Genomic DNA, 18,338 nt, shown 5'->3' with positions numbered 1-18,338 from the left:
GGGGAAGATGAAAGTTAGGGAAATAGGAAATGGGCAATTAGGCGAGTCCCTGGGGCTGGCTTGGGAGGCCTTTTTGCAGTTTGTGGCGCCGGCTCCCCCTATGCCGTGCCCATCTACCGCCAATTGGGCTTTGTGGAAACGGGTGGGGAGCAGATCGCCGATGGCATGAGATTTACCCCCATGAAATTTGAGAGATCGCTGCCGGCAGATGGCAGAGCCTAGGCAAATGCCGTCAGCTGGCTCTCCCTATAAAAATGAGGGAGCGAAAGAAAGGCGCAGCGCCTATCCAACTTTCCTAGCAATTGGACGATTAATGATTATAGGGACACAGTCAGGTCATTCTCATGGTTCTCGTACCGGTATTCTGTCTCAGAGAAGTAGCCTTTCAGCAGCTTCATGGAGAGCGCATCCCCCTCCTCCAGGGGGTTGAAGGGCGCGCCGCCCCAGACAAAGCGCATCTGAGCCTTGCCAGTCTCCTCGGAATATTCGGCAGTGACGTGCAGTTCATAGTCGCCGGCGCTGTTGGGAATCACGTTGGTGGCGCAAATTTCCTCAAACGCCCGGCGCATATTATCCAGTTGGCGGCGGGGCATGAGCTGTTTTTCACCGAACTGCTGGAGTTGCTCGGTAACGGCGATGAAGTCGTAGTCTGGGCTGGTGATGGTAATCGAGAGGACCTTCAGCCGCTTGACAAAAGCCCGTGTACGATCACGCTGCGGATGTTCGAAAATTTCCTCAGGAGACCCGTCCTCATAGATCACACCCTGGTCCATGTAGAATACCCGGGAGGACACATCCCGCGCAAACTTCATCTCGTGGGTGACGATCATCATGGTGAGCCCCTGGGCTGCCAGCTGACGGATGACCGTGAGGACTTCCCCTACCATTGTGGGGTCTAGAGCGCTAGTTGGCTCATCAAAAAGGACGATCTCCGGCTCCATGGCCAGGGTCCTGGCGATAGCCGCCCTCTGCTTCTGGCCGCCGGAAAGTTCGCCGGGATAGCTGAGGGCCTTCTCTGCCATACCAACAGCCTTTAGAAGCTCTATGGCTTTTTCATAGGCTTCCTGCCGGGGAACCTTCCGAATCAGGGTGGGCGCCAGCATGATGTTCTCAATAATGGTCAGGTGCTCAAAAAGGTTGAACTGCTGGAAGACCATCCCCATGCGGCGGCGGAGGACATTGAGGTCCGCCTTTTTGTCACAGATATTTTCTCCATGGACAAAGATGGCTCCCTCGGTTGGAGTCTCCAGCCGGTTGACACAGCGGAGAAGGGTGGATTTGCCGGTACCGGAGGGGCCAATGATGGTGATGACCTCTCCCTGATGGATAGAGGTGTTCACGTCGGTAAGGGGGGTGACGTTGGGGAATGCTTTTTTGAGGTGCTCGATGCGGATAAGCTCGCCCCCCTCAAATTTCTTGGACGGTGCTGCTGGAACGGCCGGGTGCTCGTTAACGATCACGCCTTTGGGCAGCCGTCGGGGACGATGGCGGGGATCGATGTTCAGCTCAATTTTGCCAATGGCCTCCGCCACGGCAGAGGAGATGGCAAAGTAGATGATAGCGATGGCGATGAGAGGGAAGAACGCCTCAAAGGTGCGGCTGCGGATCAGATCTCCTGCCCGGGCCAGGTCCTGGATAGAAATGTAGCCAACGATGGAGGTCATCTTGATCATGGCCACCACTTCACTTTTGTAAATTGGAAGTACATGACGGACAGCCTGGGGAAGAATTACATGGAGGAAGCTGGTGATCTTACTGAAGCCTAGAGCCGATGCCGCCTCCCATTGTCCATTATCCACCGCGTTGATGCCGGTATTTAGGGTGCCGGCTACAGCCACAGCGAAGATGACTGAGAATGAGATCACCGCCACAGCCACAGGGTCAATGTCGGAGGAGGCAAAGATGACAAAGTTCACGATGAGAAGAACCACTAGGTTGGGTATGCCTTCCATGATCCGGCAGAACCCTCTGGCCGTAGCAGACACCGCCTTGTGCCGACTGCGCAGCAGGAGACACAGGCCAAAACCAAGACCCGTTCCAAAAATCCCTGAAAGGAGAGAGATCTCCAAGGTCACCAGTAGGCCGCTGAGAATCATCTGCCAACGGTTTTCCCGGATAAAGGTCTTTTCAAAGTTGGATATGATTCCGTTTATGAATCCCTCCGGGGCCGGTTGCTCCGCGTTGGCAATGACCATGACAGTTCGGACCTCTTTGTAGGGGTCGGAGAAATTCATGGCCTCCCGCCGTTCTTCTGTGGCAAAGAGGTTGGACATGATGTAGTCCACCTTGCCTGAGGTACAGGCAGGCATGATGCCGTACCAGTCATATACTTCGATGACTAACTCCGCGTTGCACCAGTTGGCAAAACGGTACATAAGCTCTAGGTCAAAGCCCACCAGCTCGTTATCCTGATAGAAGGAGTAGGGATCTGCGGCGCCGGTAGTGCCCACCTTGATGGTAAACTCTGGATTTTCTGGCACAGGAATATCCGGCATAGTATAGTCGTGCTCCGTCTCCCACCGACGATTCATATCGTCTAGGGTACCGTCTGCCTTGATTTCGGCGATAAAACCGTTGATAAGTTCCGCCGCGTTGGGCAGGTCAGTCACAGGGCTGATGCCCACCACCACATCACCGCCTTCTCCCACTACGCCGTCAGGATGAAGGGTTACATCGTTACGCTGGGACTTAACGCTGCTTTCGTAGGCCGTCAAGTTCATAGCGTAGGCATCAGCCTTGCCAGAGGTGACGTTTAGAAGGCCGTCGGTCGCGCTATTTACATATATGATCTGGGCGTCTGGATAGGCGCTGCGGGCATCGCTTTCGGTGGTGGTGCCCACCTCGACGGCAATTACGGCATCCGGTGAGTTCAAGTTGATGGCCCCACTGCTGTCTGTGCTTGAATCGCCATCCGAACTGCCGTAGACGGTCGTTGTCAGACACACTACGCACATCAGCCAGGCGAGCACTCTTTTTCTCCAGGTCCTGTCAGCTCTCACATTGATCACTCCTCTCCAGGTATCCACCCCAAAGGGTAACTTCCATGCCGTCCTGATGCTAGGGCAGGATCCGTCATCAGGGGCGTGTTCGACCGGGATCAGTAACTCCCTCGGCACATCCCCAAAACAAACCACATTATATATAATAGAAATATACCATACTAGCTGTAGCCGATAGCCTACTTTACAATTTTGTAAGGTTCGCGCTCTTTTTTGTGTTATAATGATAAGATAGAAAGGGTATTTTTAATTTTTTCAGCGGAAGGAGAGACCTACGTGAGATGGTTCTCGGGAAGCTTGGGAGAGTCATGTCTAGGATCATTCCGCTGCCCCCTAAACCCACATTGAAACCCTCCTCCCGCACCAGCGGGAAGAACGAAACATATGGGAGGAATCGTCATGACTATCACAAAAAACGCGACAGACAGTACCCTGCGTATCGCCTTGGAGGGACGTTTAGATACTAATACGGCCCCCCAGCTGGAGGCGGAACTTAAAGCTTCACTCCCCGGCGTTACGGAGCTTGAGCTGGATTTTTCCGGTTTGGAGTACATCTCCTCCGCAGGCTTGCGGGTGCTGCTGTCAGCACAGAAGACCATGAATAAACAGGGGAAGATGACCATCCACCATGTCAATGAGACCATCATGGAGGTCTTTGAGATCACCGGATTTGTGGATATTCTGACCATCGTTTGATACGGAGAAGGAGATCTACATGGCTGGTACAGCGACACAGAACCAGAGCGGTAATTTAAAACAGGACGAGGTATTTCTGCGTAGATCCTTTCATCGGAGCCTTCTTCCCTGTGTTCTGTCCATACTCAGTGAAAATATCAACATCCTGACGGACGGGATTCTGGTAGGGCAACGGATCGGCACGGATGGCCTGTCTGCGATCAGTCTGTGTGTCCCTGTGTATCTGGTATTGTGTGTGGTGGGCTCTTTTTTGGTCTCCGGTACTGCTATCCAGGCGTCTAAGGCCATTGGACGCCGGCAGCAAGAGAAGAGCCAGAGGCTCTACCACACGGCGATTTGGTCCTGCCTAGCCGCATCTTGCCTGACGACGGCGATAGGGCTTGCCCTCAGCGGCCCGATTTCTGCCCTGTTGTGCCCGGACCCGGCCATCCGTCCCTTAGTGCGGGAGTATAACTTCATCACTTTAATTGGAGCGCTGCCAAAGATTCTGATCTATATTCCTTTCTGGTTCCTGCGCATAGATGGGCGTACAAAGCTGGTGGCCAGGATGATGCTGGTCATGGGGGGCGGGAATATAGCCCTGGATCTTCTCTTTCTCTACCCTATGGATATGGGAATCGGGGGAGCGGCCTTGGCCAGCGTTATCGCGACAGCTGTGGCATGTGCTTTGGGCTTTTTCTGGTTATGTGATCAGAACAGCAGTTTCCATCTGGGATCCTCCTGGGTCACCACCCGGAAGGAATGGAAGGAAATCGCGGCAACGGGCAGCCCTTCCGCCCTGAACAATCTCCTACAGACCCTGCGGATGTTGACGGTGAACGCCCTGCTGTTGTGGGCGGGAGGCAGCGAATTGGTAGCGGCTTTTACCGCCGTCAACTGTATTAGTGCCTTTTCCTTGTCGGTAGTGGATGGAGTACCTCAGGCCGCTTCTGCCATGCTGGGTATATATAGCGGTGAGCGGGATAACGACAGCGCCGCCCTGCTGATTCGGAGGGAGCTGTATACCGGCTTTTTCTGCTGCGGAGTTTTTGCTGTCGCGGTGACCCTTGCCGCCGATGCCATCGCCTCTGCCTACGGCCTGCCCGATGGCTCCCTGCGCTTTGCCATGGTGTGCCTCTCCGTTGGTATGTTCCCGGCCTTAGGATGTAGTGTACTCTCCGGGTACTACAACATCACCGGTCATGTCCGCTGGGCGAATGCCCTCATCCTCTGCCGCGTTTTTTTGGCTGCCGCTATAAGCCTGTATATCGCCCTGACCCTTGGCATGAGCCCTTGGTGGTTCCTGGCCCTCAGCGAGGCTGCTACCTTGGCGTTGTGGTATTTCGCCGTTTCCCTCTACCATAGGCGGCACCCGGAGTGGACTCGGTACCTGCTGATGGATCGGTCCTTGGAGGAGAGCGGACAGGTGATCAACTTCTCTGTGGTCGGAGACACAGAGCATATCTGTGAGGCCAGCGGAAAGATCGCCGACTTTTGCCGGGAAAATCGGATGGATTCTCGGCAGGTCATGCGCTTTAGCCTAGCCATCGAGGAGGTTATGGCCATGATTGTCCAGAAGAATCCGGATACCGCTGTCCGCTTTGATGTGCGAGCCTTTTCCGTGGGGGAGGCCATGGGCATCCGCATCCGTTATGACGGACGGGCCTATGACCCCTTCGACCATCGTGAATTCCATGGCGAAGAAGACTTGGGCATCCAGCTCATCACCGGTATGATGAAACAGGTGGTGTATCAACGGACCTTCGGGGTGAACACAGTACAGCTTTTGCTCTAAGCGACAGGAGAACTACTATGAAGATGGACTACATTTCGCCGGGAGCGGCGGCTATGGCCAAGCTGCGGCAGGCCGCAGCCGGTGCCCAGAAAATCCAGCAGGAGCAGCTGCGGACCATATTGCGGCAAAATGCCGCCGCAAAATACGGCACGCGTTATGGTTTCTCCCGCATCCATTCCTTGGCAGAATTTCAGGAACAAGTCCCGCTCTCCTGTCACCAAGACTATGAGCCTTACATCCAAGCTCTTCTCTCCGGCGGTACCTGTCAGCTGACAATGGAAGAGCCGGTTTACTTCGCCATTACCTCTGGAAGCACCGGCACCCCCAAATACGTGCCTGTGACGGAGACGGATATGGGCATCCACTATGAGTATATCCACTGGGGCGTCTACGGCATGGTGGAGGAGTACTTTCCTCAACTGCCGCCAGAGGCGTTATTTGGGAAGATATTCCAGGTGGGTGAGTTCGCTAAGACCTATCTTCCAGGGGGGCAGATGTGTGGTGTCCGCTCCGCTTCTTTATATCAGTGGTTAGATCGCGCGGGAGGTTTTGATGCTTCCGATTACTGCGTGCCCAAGGAAGTCCTTTTCCCGGAGCGGGTGGAGGATCTGACCTATGTGAAAGTTCGCTTTGCTCTAGCGGAGAGAAAACTTACCGCCATCCACAGCGTCTTCCTTCACCGGGCGGTGAGCGTTCTGGATTACATTCGGGAGCACTGGAACCTACTGTTACGGGATATGGCGACGGGGACGATAGACGACAGCATCCCTCTGGACGCCCATTGGCGGCGGAAACTTCGTGGCTGGCTGCCTCCAGACCCTCGACGAGCGGAGGAATTAAGCCCGCTTCGGCCGGATCTCCAGCCGGAAGACATGGTACGACGGATTTGGCCCGATATCCGGTATATTCTAGGCATTGGAGGGGAGAACTTTCCTGTTTATACCCGCGCGATGGAACTCTATGCTAAATCTGTACCCATTCACCACTTTATCTATGGCGCTTCAGAGGGCTTTCTCAGCATAGCGGCGGGAGTAAATGTACCAGACGCCTACATCCTGCTGCCAGAGGCGGGATTCTTCGAGTTTCTGCCTGTCTCTGGAGAGATGGGTTTGCCCAAGACCATAGGGCAGGTGGAGGTGGGGGAGCGCTACGAACTTGTCTTTACCAACCACTCTGGCCTTTATCGTTACCGGATGCGGGATGTGTTGGAAGTGGTAGGCTTTTGGGGGCAGGCTCCGGTTGTCCGCTTCTGTTATCGGATGAACCAGGCTTTAAATGTAGCGGACGAGAAGCTGAACACCGAGCAACTGAGAGATGCCATGTGGCGCTTCCAAGAACGTACGGGCCTTTCTGTCACCGCCTTCTGTGCTCAGGAGGATTACTCTCTTCGGCCGGGTAGATACCTCGTTTATTTGGAGAGCCCCTATTTGGAAAACGCCGGGCCGTTGCTGGATCAGTGCCTGCGAGAGATAAGCCTGGGCTATCAAGGTTGCCGCGTTATGGGAGATATCGGACCGGTCCGTGTTCGCTTTCTGCCCCCCGGCAGTTTTCAGCGCTATGAGGCAGCCATGGCTCGCCGTGGCCGGACGATGGCTCAGTACAAACCTGTGCAAATTTTGCGGGGAGAGGAAAGCCTATGTTTTTTTGCCGCTGAGGCGGATAAATTCGAGGAAATGAGGGAAAGATGAACGAGAAGATCTCAGGACTCTCCATAAAACTCATTATTAGCGTGCTGCTTCTGAGCGTGTTGCTGTGCACTGCCATCAGCTATATGGGCTACAAGCAATTTACCATGGTGCTGGAGGACGAGTACAATCGTTCCGCCTATGAAACTGCGGAGACTGCCAAGACATATCTCGATCCAGACCGATTGGAGTATTATCTGGAGACTGGGGAGATTGACGAGGCCTATCTGGAAATTCAAGCCGAACTGGACGCTCTGGTGCTCTCTACCAACAGCTATCTCATCTATGTGACCCAGCTCTCCAACGACTACACCACCAGCACCTATATCTTTGACGCCGTACACCCAGATACTGGATTTACCCGCTATGAGCTGGGCTACACTGCCCAGGATATGGACCCAGCCTACCAGGAAGAGGTAGAACAGATCATGACTACGGGGGAACGCAGCGCGGTCTATTTCTACTCCTACACCGAAGCCTCTGGCGCCCACACCACTGCGGGGATTCCGATAAAGGATTCCAGTGGGAAGGTCATAGCCTTTCTGGGAGTGGAAAAGGCGATGACGGCCTTAGACAACGCCCGGAGGACCTATGTATGGAACGTTATGGGGATTACAGTACTGTCGGTGGCCCTGTTCCTTCTGGCGTATATCGGTTTTCTCCGCAAGGAGGTGGTCTCACCTATCCTTACCATTGCTGGAGAGGCCCAGCGCTTCGCTGAGGACAACGTGGCTCGGCTGGACCTGTTAGCGCAGATCCGCAAAAAGGACGAGATCGGCGCCTTGGCACGGGTTATCGGAAAGATGGAAACGGATATTGTACAATACGTGGAAAACCTCACCGCCGTCACCGCGGAAAAGGAACGTATTGGAGCGGAACTGAATGTGGCCACCCAGATCCAAGCGGATATGCTGCCTCGGATCTTCCCCCCCTTCCCGGAGCGCGATGAGTTCGATATTTATGCGACCATGACCCCGGCAAGAGAGGTGGGCGGCGATTTCTATGACTTTTTCCTGGTGGATCAGGACCACTTAGCGGTGGTAATAGCCGACGTATCGGGAAAGGGTGTGCCTGCGGCCCTGTTTATGGTCATTGCCAAGACCCTCATTAAGAACCACGCCCAGGCCGGTATGGATCCCAGCTGTGTCTTTGAGACGGTGAACAACCAGTTGTGCGAGAACAACGAGTCGGGAATGTTTGTCACAGCCTTCCTAGGCGTCCTAGAGATTTCCACCGGCCGCTTTACCTACGTCAACGCCGGACACAATCCGCCTCTGGTCGCCCTGGAGGCACAACCCTACCACTGGCTGCCCAGTAAGCGCGGCTTCGTTCTGGCAGGGATGGAGGATGTTCACTATCAGCAGCAGGAGATCATTTTCCATCCAGGGGATTGCATCTTCCTCTACACCGACGGCGTCACAGAGGCGCTAAACCCAAACAACGTCCTGTACTCCGAGGAGCGTCTTAAGGACTTTTTCAAAGGGGCGGATCTGGTAGGCAAATCCTTGGAGGAGCAACTAAAGCTCTTGCATGGCGATATTGCCGCTTTTGCCGCCGGAGCAGAGCAGGCAGACGATATCACCATGTTGTTGCTCCGGATCAATAAGATCACCGGGAGGGATGAGAATGGCTGAGATCACTGTGACCGCGACCTTGGACAATTTGAATACTGTTCTCGCTTTTGTGGACAAGCAGCTGGAACAGGCCGGTTGTCCTCTGAAGCTAATGACGCAGGTGGATTTGGCGGTGGAGGAGATCTTTGTCAACATCGCCCGCTATGCCTACCACCCATATGTGGGGGAGGCCCGTGTTCGTTGTGAGGCCGGCGGTGATCCCTTCCAGATTATTGTGGGATTCGCTGACCGGGGCCGCCCCTATAATCCTCTGGACCGGCAGGATCCTGACGTGACGCTGGATGCACAGCGGCGGCAGATTGGCGGCTTAGGCATCTTCATGGCAAAAAAGCTGATGGATGATATCCAATATGAATATCGGGATGGAAAGAACATCTTAACTCTGCGGAAAAAAGGATAATTACCATCATCCTTTATCTTCTTATGAAAAATTTATAAAGAGGGGGAGCTTTCTCCAAAGAAAGCTCCCCCTCTTTTCTATCCTGTTTTTCTAACAAATAGGCAGAGATAGCACTGCTTTTCCGCCAGCTTTTATGAAAGCATCCAAGGGTAAAGGAACCCCTCATATTATCGTAAATGACAGAAATTTCAGGCGACCAACTTTAACAAATCGCAAAGCTTGCCGCCTGGGCGTCATATCAGCTCCAATGTATAGCCGTCTCCTCGCTTGGAGGAGATCTCGATGCGGGAGTTGTGGCTGTTGAGTTTCCGACGCAGCCGGGAAATCAGCGTCCAAAGAGCCCGTTTGTCATCCTCTTGGTCGGTGTTCCACACCTCCATCAAAACCTTCTGTTTGGAGACGGTTTTTCCCGCGTTGCGGACAAGTAGAAGCAATACGGCAAATTCCTTCTGTGTCAGTTGTAGGTCAACGCCACCCAGGTAACCGCAGTCGGAGAAAATATCCAGCTTTAGGCTACCATAACTGACATAGCGGCTTCTAGCCTGCTCCTGCCGCAACCTTGCTTCAATCCGTGCAGCCAGCACTTCTAAGTCGTAGGGCTTGGCCAGATAGTCGTCTCCTCCCGCCCGTAAGCCCTCTACCACGTCACGGCTCTCTCCCAGGGCGCTGAGAAACAAAATGGGGATGTTGTGCTGTTCTTTTAGTTCCCGGCATAGTTCTACGCCATCGCCGTCAGGCAACATAATGTCCAGCACCACCAGATCCACTGGATGCCAACGCAAAGCCTGGCGGCATTCCCGGGCGGTGGCCGCTTGAAGAATCTCATAGCCGTACATGGTCAGGGCCTCGGCATTGATCTTCATAATGTGTGGGTTGTCCTCCACCAGAAGAATTGTACTCATGGCTCTGCCTCCCTTTTTAACACTGTAAACGCAAAGACTGTACCCTCAGGGCCGGTACGTTCCACCTTCAGGTTCCCGCCGTGAGCCTCTACGGCCTCCCGGCAGATGGCCAGCCCCAGGCCGCTCCCGCCATCGCCGCTGTAGCCCTTCTCAAAAATATGGGGGAGAATCTTATCATCTATCCCGCTGCCGGAATCCTCCACCCGAAACACTACATACTCCCGGCATTCCTGATCTGACGCACTAATGGTAATGACACCGTTTTGGGTGTGACGGTTGGCGTTGACCACCAAGTTGATGAAGACCTGCAACAGCATTTCCCAACTGCCATAGACTGCCACGGAGTTTTCATTATGCGTGTCCACACGATTGCTGTTTTTCAGACACATAGGGGTACAGATGGCCCGGGTGCTTTCCAAGAGTGGTCCTACCTCGACCGTAGCAAATTGGGCTTCGGTAGTTCTGCCATAGGTGTATTCCATGAGGTTGTTCACCATATCGGCCAGCCGTAAAGCCTCATTGCGGATGACCTTTAGGTTTTCTGGCGTTTCATTACTAATATGACCGGTGGACATTTGCAGGCCGGTCAGTTGGGCATAACCGGAAATGACGGTCAGCGGTGTTTTTAGTTCGTGGGCCACCTGGTGCAAAAAATCCAGATGCATGGCGTTCATCCGCTCCAGAAGTTCGCTGCGGCTACGGCTTTCCGCCAGTGCTTCCTCCTGCGCCTTGGAACGCAGGCTGATTGACATCGCAATAAGAAGATCAAATATCAGCATCCCACCGGGCATGATTCCGTAATGGCTGACAACGGAACTATGATTGACATAAGTTGCCTCTAGCAGGATGGATAAGATGAGCACAGCCGCGCCGCCTACCGTCAGCGCATCCGTCATCTGGAATGTCCTTTTCTTTAGATAATACCGTACGACGCCCCAGATAAGATAGACGAGATAAAGGAGTGCGCAGCCCCAGGCAACGGTACAGACTGTGACCAGCCAGACTGTAGGGAGAATGGCAATGAGAGCCGCGGCAATCCCCATGGCTGCTGTATGCAAAATGACCGGGAGCTTTTTGATGGCGCTAGGATACATACTCCCAAACAGCAGGAGCACCATTCCCGGCAGCAGAGCGGTCACGGCCATGAAAATCCGGTAGGCGAGGTACCAGGAGGTATCAGGCGGCAGAGCGTGGACAACCAGAAAGTTTTGATCCCGGAAGGCCATCATCAGGCAGCAGATGGAGAGCAGCAGAAAACTACATCGCCGCTGCAAAACGGAACACAAAAGAAAATATAAAAATAGAACCAACAGCCCGCCGCTGAGGCTCAGAGAGACGAGATCGTTGTGCGCCTTGAATTCCTCGATGTTTTGAGGCGTTGACAGATAGGTAGGTTGAATAAATCCTCCATCCCGGTGGACGAAGTTAGCGTATTGGTAGATGATTTCAATTTCTCCTGTTTCTCCGGAGTAGAGGGGAATTGTCATATAACCAATCCGTGGCACACTCTCAGCGGCGCTGTCTGCCACAATGCCGAAATTGGCGGCCTCCACGCCGTTGACAATCACCCGGGTGCTATAGTCAATAGAGTAGGAGCAAAGGGTATAGTACTGCTTTGGATGGGCTTTGACGATGAGGCGATGTGTGCCGTATTTTGGCTCGCTGTCCACAGTAGAATTAGCTTCTTGGCTATTGTTCTCCACACCGTTGGCGAAGTCCGCAGAAGTGTACAGGGCATTGGGATAAAAATCCCAGTTGTTGCTTACATTGACCACCTTTTCAGACAAGTCAACCTCGGTGATATCCAGCACGCCATCCACCGGATGAACCTCAGGAATCTGGCTTAACCTTCTCCCAAGGAACAAATGCATCATCAGCGCGACCAGCAGCACGATAATCACCGGGATTAACCATTGCAGATGGTGGCCGCGAACCCTATTTGTCCGCATCCCGACCGCCCCCTTTTTTCATCCGTCACTTTAGGATGATCTTACACAAGCCGAATAAGGGAAATAGTTCTCCATCATTATATCTTTTTGCCCTAGCCATTTCAACCGCGAAGCTCCCACCAAAAAGGGCGGAATAGGTTGGTTTACCTAGAGAAATAACCTAACGCCGTTTTCATCACGGACAATGTGGGCGCGGGCTGCTCTGAGCATGGCTAGGGAGAGATCTTCATCGCCCTGGCCCTCTAGTGAGAAGTCCTGACCTGTGGCAACGTAAACCGATAGGACACCATCCTTCGTACTGTACTCCACGGTTACATCGATAGCGATACGATTCCCTGTAAAGTACGCCACAATTGGTCGCTTGAGCCAAGTATCTGGGGTGGCTTCCCCAATTTTCCGCGTTATCCGCAGGCAGGAATAGAGATTTTCTTACTGTGATCGGTAGTATGAATAAGCAGTCTCAGTTAACAGTTGAGAACCTCTTTCTTTAGTCCGTTGAGAGTCCGTTGAGGATTTGGCTCGCAAAATTTACTTTATCTACCACTAAAAAGCTTTTTTGAAATTAAAAATATAAAAAGGTCCGATATGTTTTCGAATATCGGACCTTGGAAGGGATGGACAATTTAGATGTCCTTTCCAGCGCGAGCGCATTGCTTGAGAAAAAGAAAAGAGTCTGAACGCGAACCGCGTCCAGACTCAGTCTGGAAGGGGTGGTCACTTTAGATGCCCCTTTCAGTTACTTAATCTGACACTTCCCTTGAGCCCATTTTTTCAAATCGTTTAAATGCTTTATCTGCAATCTCCAGCTTATGATATTTATCGGTATCCAACTCATCAATAATATGAATAAGTTCATGACTATTAAGTGTTATGGCCATAATTATCTGGCTTTGGGAACTAACTTCAGATACTGACTGAATAAAGCTGTTCATATCTTCTGAAACTATACTTTGTTGAGCGGGTTCATCAAAAATAATAATTCCGGGATGATTTCCGTCTTTTTCAATCGAAACCTGTAAAAGAGCCAGTGTAAAAGCCCAAATTGTTCTGATTCCATCACTTGCAGATGAATCAAATTTCATATCAAATCCATCAATGGTTGGTAGCAAAGATTCTTCTGAGATTTCTATACCGTCAAAACTTGATAAGCTACTATAGTGGTATCTTCGCAGATTGTCAATAAAGTGAGATTTCAATAGAGCTATTTTGCTCATATCCATTTCAGAAATCCCCTTCTTCGGCAAACGACTTTTCTGCTCTAAATAATCATTCCACTTTTCCGATAAGTCATTTAGATTATCAAGAAAAGAATAAAATGCATCTTGCAAATCTGATAACTGCTCAATTTGTTTCGATATTTCTATCTTTTTTAAAATTATTGCTTCAGATGCTTCGGTATCTGTTGTGGTAAAAAGGTCTGACCGAAGGGTTTGCGCTAAACGGCGTAAAGTTAATAGTCTACTTTCATAGCTATCTTTTTCTTTTTGTAGCGCGTCACGAGTATTCTTACGGCTATTGAGAGAAAATTCCAGCATACTTTTTTGCGCCTTAAGATGCCGTATGTTTTCTTCAATACTCATAAAGCCACTACACGGATTAGCTTCTAAAAGATTATCTTGAATTTGCTGTTTGCAAGTTGGACAAATATTTGCACTTATCTGCCCATTACTAACTTCCGAACCAAATTTTTGTAATCTGGCTGCATCCTCATTATTTCTAATATCAGTACAAATAAGTTGAAGATCAGAAGTCAGCCGATGAATTGTTTCACTAATTCCAGATAATTTCTGCATTAGATGACGTACAATCTCTTCAAATTTGAGAATGGCTGCTTCTGTTTCTGAAAGCTCTGTATTTAAAGCCTCAAAATTATCAGTCACTCGTGGCTTCAATTGACGCAATGAGTCATATTCCGTTTTTAATTGATTGTTTTTTTCATCTATAGTAGTTTTCTCAACTGTTAGAATAGCAATACGCGAAAACTGTTTGTCTGAAAGCACACAGGGATGCACGGGGATATTAACAATATCGCAAGATTCGGAATAAGCACGTCGCTGTATTTCTTTGATAAGCTGTTCCCACTTATTTTCAAGGTCTGTTTTTATACCATTTAGTCGATCTCGCTCTTTTTCGTTTTTAAAGGTATCGAGACCAAGTATATATTCAACCACTCGCTTTTTCGACTCTCGAATGCCAAATACGGGCATTCCCGACAGGATATCAGACCAGCCATGTTTTTGTTCAATAAACATAGCTGAAAAAATGATTTGTAAATAAAGTTTTCGTTCACTACCATCAGATGTGCGAACTAAAGGAAGATTTAAATGTAAAAAGTCCTCTAAAAATGCATGAAATCCTCGTTGACTTGTAGCAGCATGCTGAATGTTTACATAAAAATCTTCCGACTGGGTTTTGGGATTACTAATCAAATCATATTCACTAAAATATACAGTAATAAGTCTATTGTCTTTATTTTCTGCTTTAATGCTTCTATAAACTGTTATTTCTTCGGAGCCATTACTGATTTCAAGATAGGCTCCAGATTCTGTAACATTCCATGATTTTCCATTGTCATCAATTGTATTTTTAAAAGCAGATGTTAATACCTTCCCACCAATACCTGCGACACCACCCAGTATCTGCTCAAAACCAAGGCAATAATATATAGCTGCAAGTATAGAACTTTTTCCGCAAGTGTTTTCCTTACTTGCCACAAAATTTAACCCTTTTTTAAAAGATTCATCTATTCCATACATGCCGTTTGCAGTATTAATTTCAACACGTAATCTATTAATCCTCAGCATGTCTATCCCTCCAAATTTCAGTGAGTTCCTTAATCCTTGATTCAGTAAGTCTTTTTGACAAATCTGTAAGTTCTCTAATTTCAGTCACCATTAGATCGCCAGCCAATTTAATTCGCTCTGCGAAATTTTTCCCTTGGTCTGTTAGTTTATAATTCCCGTTTTGCTGTTGTACGACAAAGCCATAAGCCACTGCGTATGTAAGTGCTCTATTTACTGCTGGATCAAACCTAACTACCACTGATTCATTTGTTTTATCAGAAAACTCTAATAGATTGTCCATGTTCTTTCGTGATAACAATGCAAAGGATATCATATGAAGTTTAATTAGCGAGCAAGACGTTCCCCATCCACATATGTACATAATAAGACACAACTGAGAAACCTTATAACTTATTCGATAGTTATAAGGTACCGCATCTGGTTTTGCATCAAAAATTATATCACCTTGTAGAGGAAACTGATTTACCATTAGTTATACACTCCTGAATTCCATAGAACAATCAGCCAACCAACTTGCGACTAAATCTTGTTTTAGTTCTACAACGGAAGCTTGTGTCAGCATTTTGGAAAAATCTTTTTCGAGTTTTTCTTGAAACTCGTTAAGGATATTATTAAATAAACTTTGATTTAATTGCCGGTCAGTATTAATCCGAGTTTTCAATGAAACTTCTCTTTTATAGCTCTGTTCTAATTTGTAGAGATCTTCATATATTTCTGGGAAATGAAGTTGTAAGTTATTCATGATTTCCAGTCCAGCTATATAATAATCAATATAAACATTAATCACATAGTTTAAATCAGGATCATCTTCGTCAACATGCATTACTGCTCCTACTTTACGACGTATATTAGCGACTTTTTGGGAATCACATTTTGACCAATCAGGCTTCTCTTGATGTTGAACAGCTAAATTAAGCTTCATATCAGTAAGGTTTGTACGAATAATTCTGCTAATTTCCGGTGAAAAATCTTCTGCAACTTTAACAAGTATTTTAAAATCATCAGAAATATAGGCAAACAAAGTAGGATTCTTCTTTTTGGCAGTTAACACTTCTTGCTGCTTCGATTGCGCATGACTAAGAATCCTCGGATCTTTATATTCAGGAATATTAAAATGCCATTCAGCAATAGGCGGAACTCCTAATTTTTTAAGGCGCTCTCCATTATTCATTAATTTTTCGATATCTGCAGTTAGCTTGTCCCTTTGATGAGTATAAAGTTCATTATCTGAATATATACGTTCTGGACAATAGCACTGATGAACTATTCCGCTATGAGTAAATCCTTCAATACCAGCATCTCCACCTTGCACTGCAGGGATAGCTGTATAATGCTCTCTTTGATATCTTAGACGATAACATTTTACACAGAGTTCTTCCCATGCGTTTCCAGTCATATATCCTTCAATAAATGTCATAATACTGCTCATTATATCCGTCCTCTTAGCTTGTTTATTCCAATTGAATTTGTGTAGTCAGGCTGGGAAGATAAAGCATGATAGTCTATACAAAATTCAGCAATGTCATTTATATAGCGAATTTTGACAAGGTGAAATGTTAAATAGGTCTTGGTAATGATTACCTCTCGATGGAATAAGAATAATCTATCTCCTACTTGTGGGGGGGGCTGAACTTTCATGCTTTCCCCCCTTTCTTCACAAATCTTTTATTTCAAAGAACAATCTACAACGTACACTTACTCATTTTCATTATAACAGAAACGCTGCAATTTTGAAAGTGATTTTTCTCTCTATATACTAAAGTTACCCACAAAAAAATAGTACCGATGCCCCCCGGATTGAGGACATCGGTGCTATTTTTTTGCAGGCAACCTATTTTTTCAATGGCAGGTTTGCGTCCTGCTCATATCCACCAACAAATCGTATTCTGATTTGGGTAGCGGATAGAACGGTCACCTGTTCAATAATTCTTCGAATAAAGTCATCGTTAAATTCAGTTAGATTCAGGTTTTCCTCGTTGTTGATATAAAGCAGGGCTTGTTGGTACTGATATTCCTGTGCCTGATCTGCCATTTTCTTTTTCTGGATTTCCTGCAGTTGGTTGGTGAGGTCCATTTTCTGTTCGGAAAGCTGCCGCAGCTTGGCGGCATAGAAGTCACTGTCACCGCCTTGAGCAATGATTTTAACTAAGGCAGACATTTCCTGCTGCAGTTTGTCTATTTGCTTTTCCAGCGATTGCGGTGTGATTTGATTCCCGGAAAACAGGATAATGTTTTCTTGAACATCACGCAGATTTTTTAGGATATCTTCTTTGTCCCCGACCACTTTTTGAATACATTGGAGGATTGCCTGATGTAAGGCTTCTTCCGATATGGTTGGTGAATGTTGGCAGTATTTTGTTCCGAATTCCAATCGGCTGATGCAGCGCCAGACTACTTTCTTCTTGCCTTTTTTTACCCAAGTGGTCCGGCGATACATGGAACCGCATTCCCCGCAAACCAGCCTTTCGGAAAGTGCATACTTGCTGCAGTATTTGCCCAGCGCACTCTTGGTTTTCTTTTGGGAAACCTTCTTTTTGCTGTTTCTTCTGGTCAGTTCAAGCTGGACATTTAGGAAATCTTCACGGGGGATGATAGCTGGGTGGTTGTCAGTGATGTAATATTGGGTGAGCTCTCCGTTGTTTTTCTTCTTTTTCTTAGTAAGAAAATCTACTGTATAGCTTTTTTGTAACAACACATCTCCCATGTATTTCTCATTCCGCAAGATATGTTCAATACTGGATAATCCCCATTCTGTATTCCCCCGTGGCGTCAGTATGTTTCGCCGTTCCAAGGCTTCCTTGATCTGGCGCAGGCTGCGGCCCAGCAGGAACAGGTTAAAAATCATTTTGATATGTTCTGCTTCTTCCGGCACAATCTCCGGCTCTCCGTCCTCTCCTTTTTTATAGCCCAGCATATTCTTATAGGGAAAGGCGAATTTTCCTTGGCTGTACCCTTTTCGTTTGCCCCATTTGACATTGTTGCTCAGAGATTCGCTTTCGCCTTGGGCGAAGGCACTGGTCCATGTGAAGAATATTTCGCTTGTTACACGGGAGGTGTCCAGCCCTTCTTTTTCAAACCGGATGATAATGCCCCGATCCTTGAGCATTCGTATGTACGAAATGCATTGGAGGGTATTTCGGGAAAATCTGGATAGCGACTTTGCCAGTATCATGTCGATTTTCCCTTTTTTGCACTGCTTTATCATTTCCATAAAACCGGGGCGGTTCTCATCTCTGGTTCCGCTGATGCCATCGTCTGAGAAAACGCCAGCATATTCCCACTCAGGATTTGAACGAATCAAATCGTCATAATAGGTGATTTGGTTTTCGATACTGGTCTGCTGTTCTTCCTGCTCTGTACTGACTCGGCAGTAAGCCGCTACCCTTAGCCTGTGATTGCGGGTTCTGGCCTGCAGCACTGGGGAGGGTTTAATCTCCCTGATGATTTTCTGCCTGATGGGGGCTTGTGGCTCCATATAAATGCTCCTTTCCGGTA

At 48.7% G+C, this 18,338-nt stretch carries 14 protein-coding genes; 6 read left to right on the top strand and 8 right to left on the bottom strand.

Annotated elements, in window-relative coordinates; translation table 11 throughout:
* Positions 1 to 60 precede the first annotated feature (60 nt).
* The gene (locus tag WGC32_RS10410; protein ID WP_342681799.1) at positions 61 to 222 is read left to right on the top strand and encodes a GNAT family N-acetyltransferase; all 162 of its coding nucleotides are present in this window, start codon (positions 61 to 63) and stop codon (positions 220 to 222) included.
* Between the two features lie 95 nt (positions 223 to 317).
* On the opposite strand, the gene WGC32_RS10405 is transcribed toward WGC32_RS10410, so the two are convergent.
* Entirely contained in the window at positions 318 to 2,999 is a 2,682-nt protein-coding gene (locus WGC32_RS10405) for an ATP-binding cassette domain-containing protein (protein ID WP_342681797.1), read from the bottom strand.
* Between the two features lie 399 nt (positions 3,000 to 3,398).
* On the opposite strand from WGC32_RS10405, the gene WGC32_RS10400 reads away from it, so the two are divergent.
* The 5 genes from WGC32_RS10400 to WGC32_RS10380 are packed head-to-tail and all read left to right on the top strand — an operon-like array spanning position 3,399 to position 9,188.
* The gene (locus WGC32_RS10400) at positions 3,399 to 3,695 is read left to right on the top strand and encodes an anti-sigma factor antagonist (RefSeq protein WP_191482596.1); all 297 of its coding nucleotides are present in this window, start codon (positions 3,399 to 3,401) and stop codon (positions 3,693 to 3,695) included.
* Positions 3,696 to 3,714: 19 nt separating this feature from the next.
* A complete protein-coding gene (locus tag WGC32_RS10395) occupies positions 3,715 to 5,469 on the top strand; it encodes an MATE family efflux transporter (RefSeq protein ID WP_342681795.1) in 1,755 nt (584 codons plus the stop codon).
* Between the two features lie 17 nt (positions 5,470 to 5,486).
* Positions 5,487 to 7,157 (top strand): GH3 auxin-responsive promoter family protein, encoded by a 1,671-nt coding sequence (locus WGC32_RS10390; protein ID WP_342681793.1) that lies wholly within the window; start codon positions 5,487 to 5,489, stop codon positions 7,155 to 7,157.
* Complete coding sequence (locus WGC32_RS10385) at positions 7,154 to 8,788, top strand: SpoIIE family protein phosphatase (protein ID WP_342681792.1); 1,635 nt, start codon at positions 7,154 to 7,156, stop codon at positions 8,786 to 8,788. Before WGC32_RS10390 ends, WGC32_RS10385 begins: the two co-directional genes overlap by 4 nt.
* Positions 8,781 to 9,188 carry an ATP-binding protein gene (locus WGC32_RS10380; RefSeq protein ID WP_342681790.1) on the top strand — a complete coding sequence of 136 codons (408 nt, stop codon included), beginning with the start codon at positions 8,781 to 8,783 and terminating at the stop codon, positions 9,186 to 9,188. The genes WGC32_RS10385 and WGC32_RS10380 overlap by 8 nt, the downstream gene beginning before the upstream one ends.
* 233 nt (positions 9,189 to 9,421) lie before the next feature.
* Here the strand turns inward: WGC32_RS10380 and WGC32_RS10375 are convergent, their stop codons facing one another.
* The 7 genes from WGC32_RS10375 to WGC32_RS10345 all read right to left on the bottom strand — a co-directional run bounded on the left by WGC32_RS10375 (position 9,422) and on the right by WGC32_RS10345 (position 18,318).
* Positions 9,422 to 10,090, bottom strand: a complete 669-nt coding sequence (locus WGC32_RS10375) for a response regulator (protein ID WP_191509537.1) — start codon at positions 10,088 to 10,090, stop codon at positions 9,422 to 9,424.
* On the bottom strand, positions 10,087 to 12,039 hold the full coding sequence (locus tag WGC32_RS10370; RefSeq protein ID WP_342681788.1) for a sensor histidine kinase: 1,953 nt from the start codon (positions 12,037 to 12,039) through the stop codon (positions 10,087 to 10,089). Before WGC32_RS10370 ends, WGC32_RS10375 begins: the two co-directional genes overlap by 4 nt.
* Positions 12,040 to 12,186: 147 nt before the next feature.
* A complete protein-coding gene (locus tag WGC32_RS10365) occupies positions 12,187 to 12,390 on the bottom strand; it encodes a hypothetical protein (RefSeq protein ID WP_342681786.1) in 204 nt (67 codons plus the stop codon).
* Positions 12,391 to 12,779: 389 nt separating this feature from the next.
* The gene (locus WGC32_RS10360) at positions 12,780 to 14,843 is read right to left on the bottom strand and encodes a hypothetical protein (RefSeq protein ID WP_342681784.1); all 2,064 of its coding nucleotides are present in this window, start codon (positions 14,841 to 14,843) and stop codon (positions 12,780 to 12,782) included.
* Entirely contained in the window at positions 14,830 to 15,312 is a 483-nt protein-coding gene (locus WGC32_RS10355) for a hypothetical protein (RefSeq protein ID WP_342681782.1), read from the bottom strand. Before WGC32_RS10355 ends, WGC32_RS10360 begins: the two co-directional genes overlap by 14 nt.
* Before the next feature lie 3 nt (positions 15,313 to 15,315).
* Complete coding sequence (locus tag WGC32_RS10350) at positions 15,316 to 16,272, bottom strand: hypothetical protein (RefSeq protein ID WP_342681781.1); 957 nt, start codon at positions 16,270 to 16,272, stop codon at positions 15,316 to 15,318.
* A gap of 402 nt (positions 16,273 to 16,674) precedes the next feature.
* Positions 16,675 to 18,318 (bottom strand): recombinase family protein, encoded by a 1,644-nt coding sequence (locus tag WGC32_RS10345; protein WP_342681779.1) that lies wholly within the window; start codon positions 18,316 to 18,318, stop codon positions 16,675 to 16,677.
* Positions 18,319 to 18,338: the final 20 nt, after the last annotated feature.

Origin of the sequence: Zongyangia acetica, assembly GCF_038739695.1 — a bacterium.
GTDB lineage: Bacteria > Bacillota > Clostridia > Oscillospirales > Ruminococcaceae > Zongyangia > Zongyangia gallinarum.
This window is presented reverse-complemented; position numbering and strand designations above follow the sequence as displayed.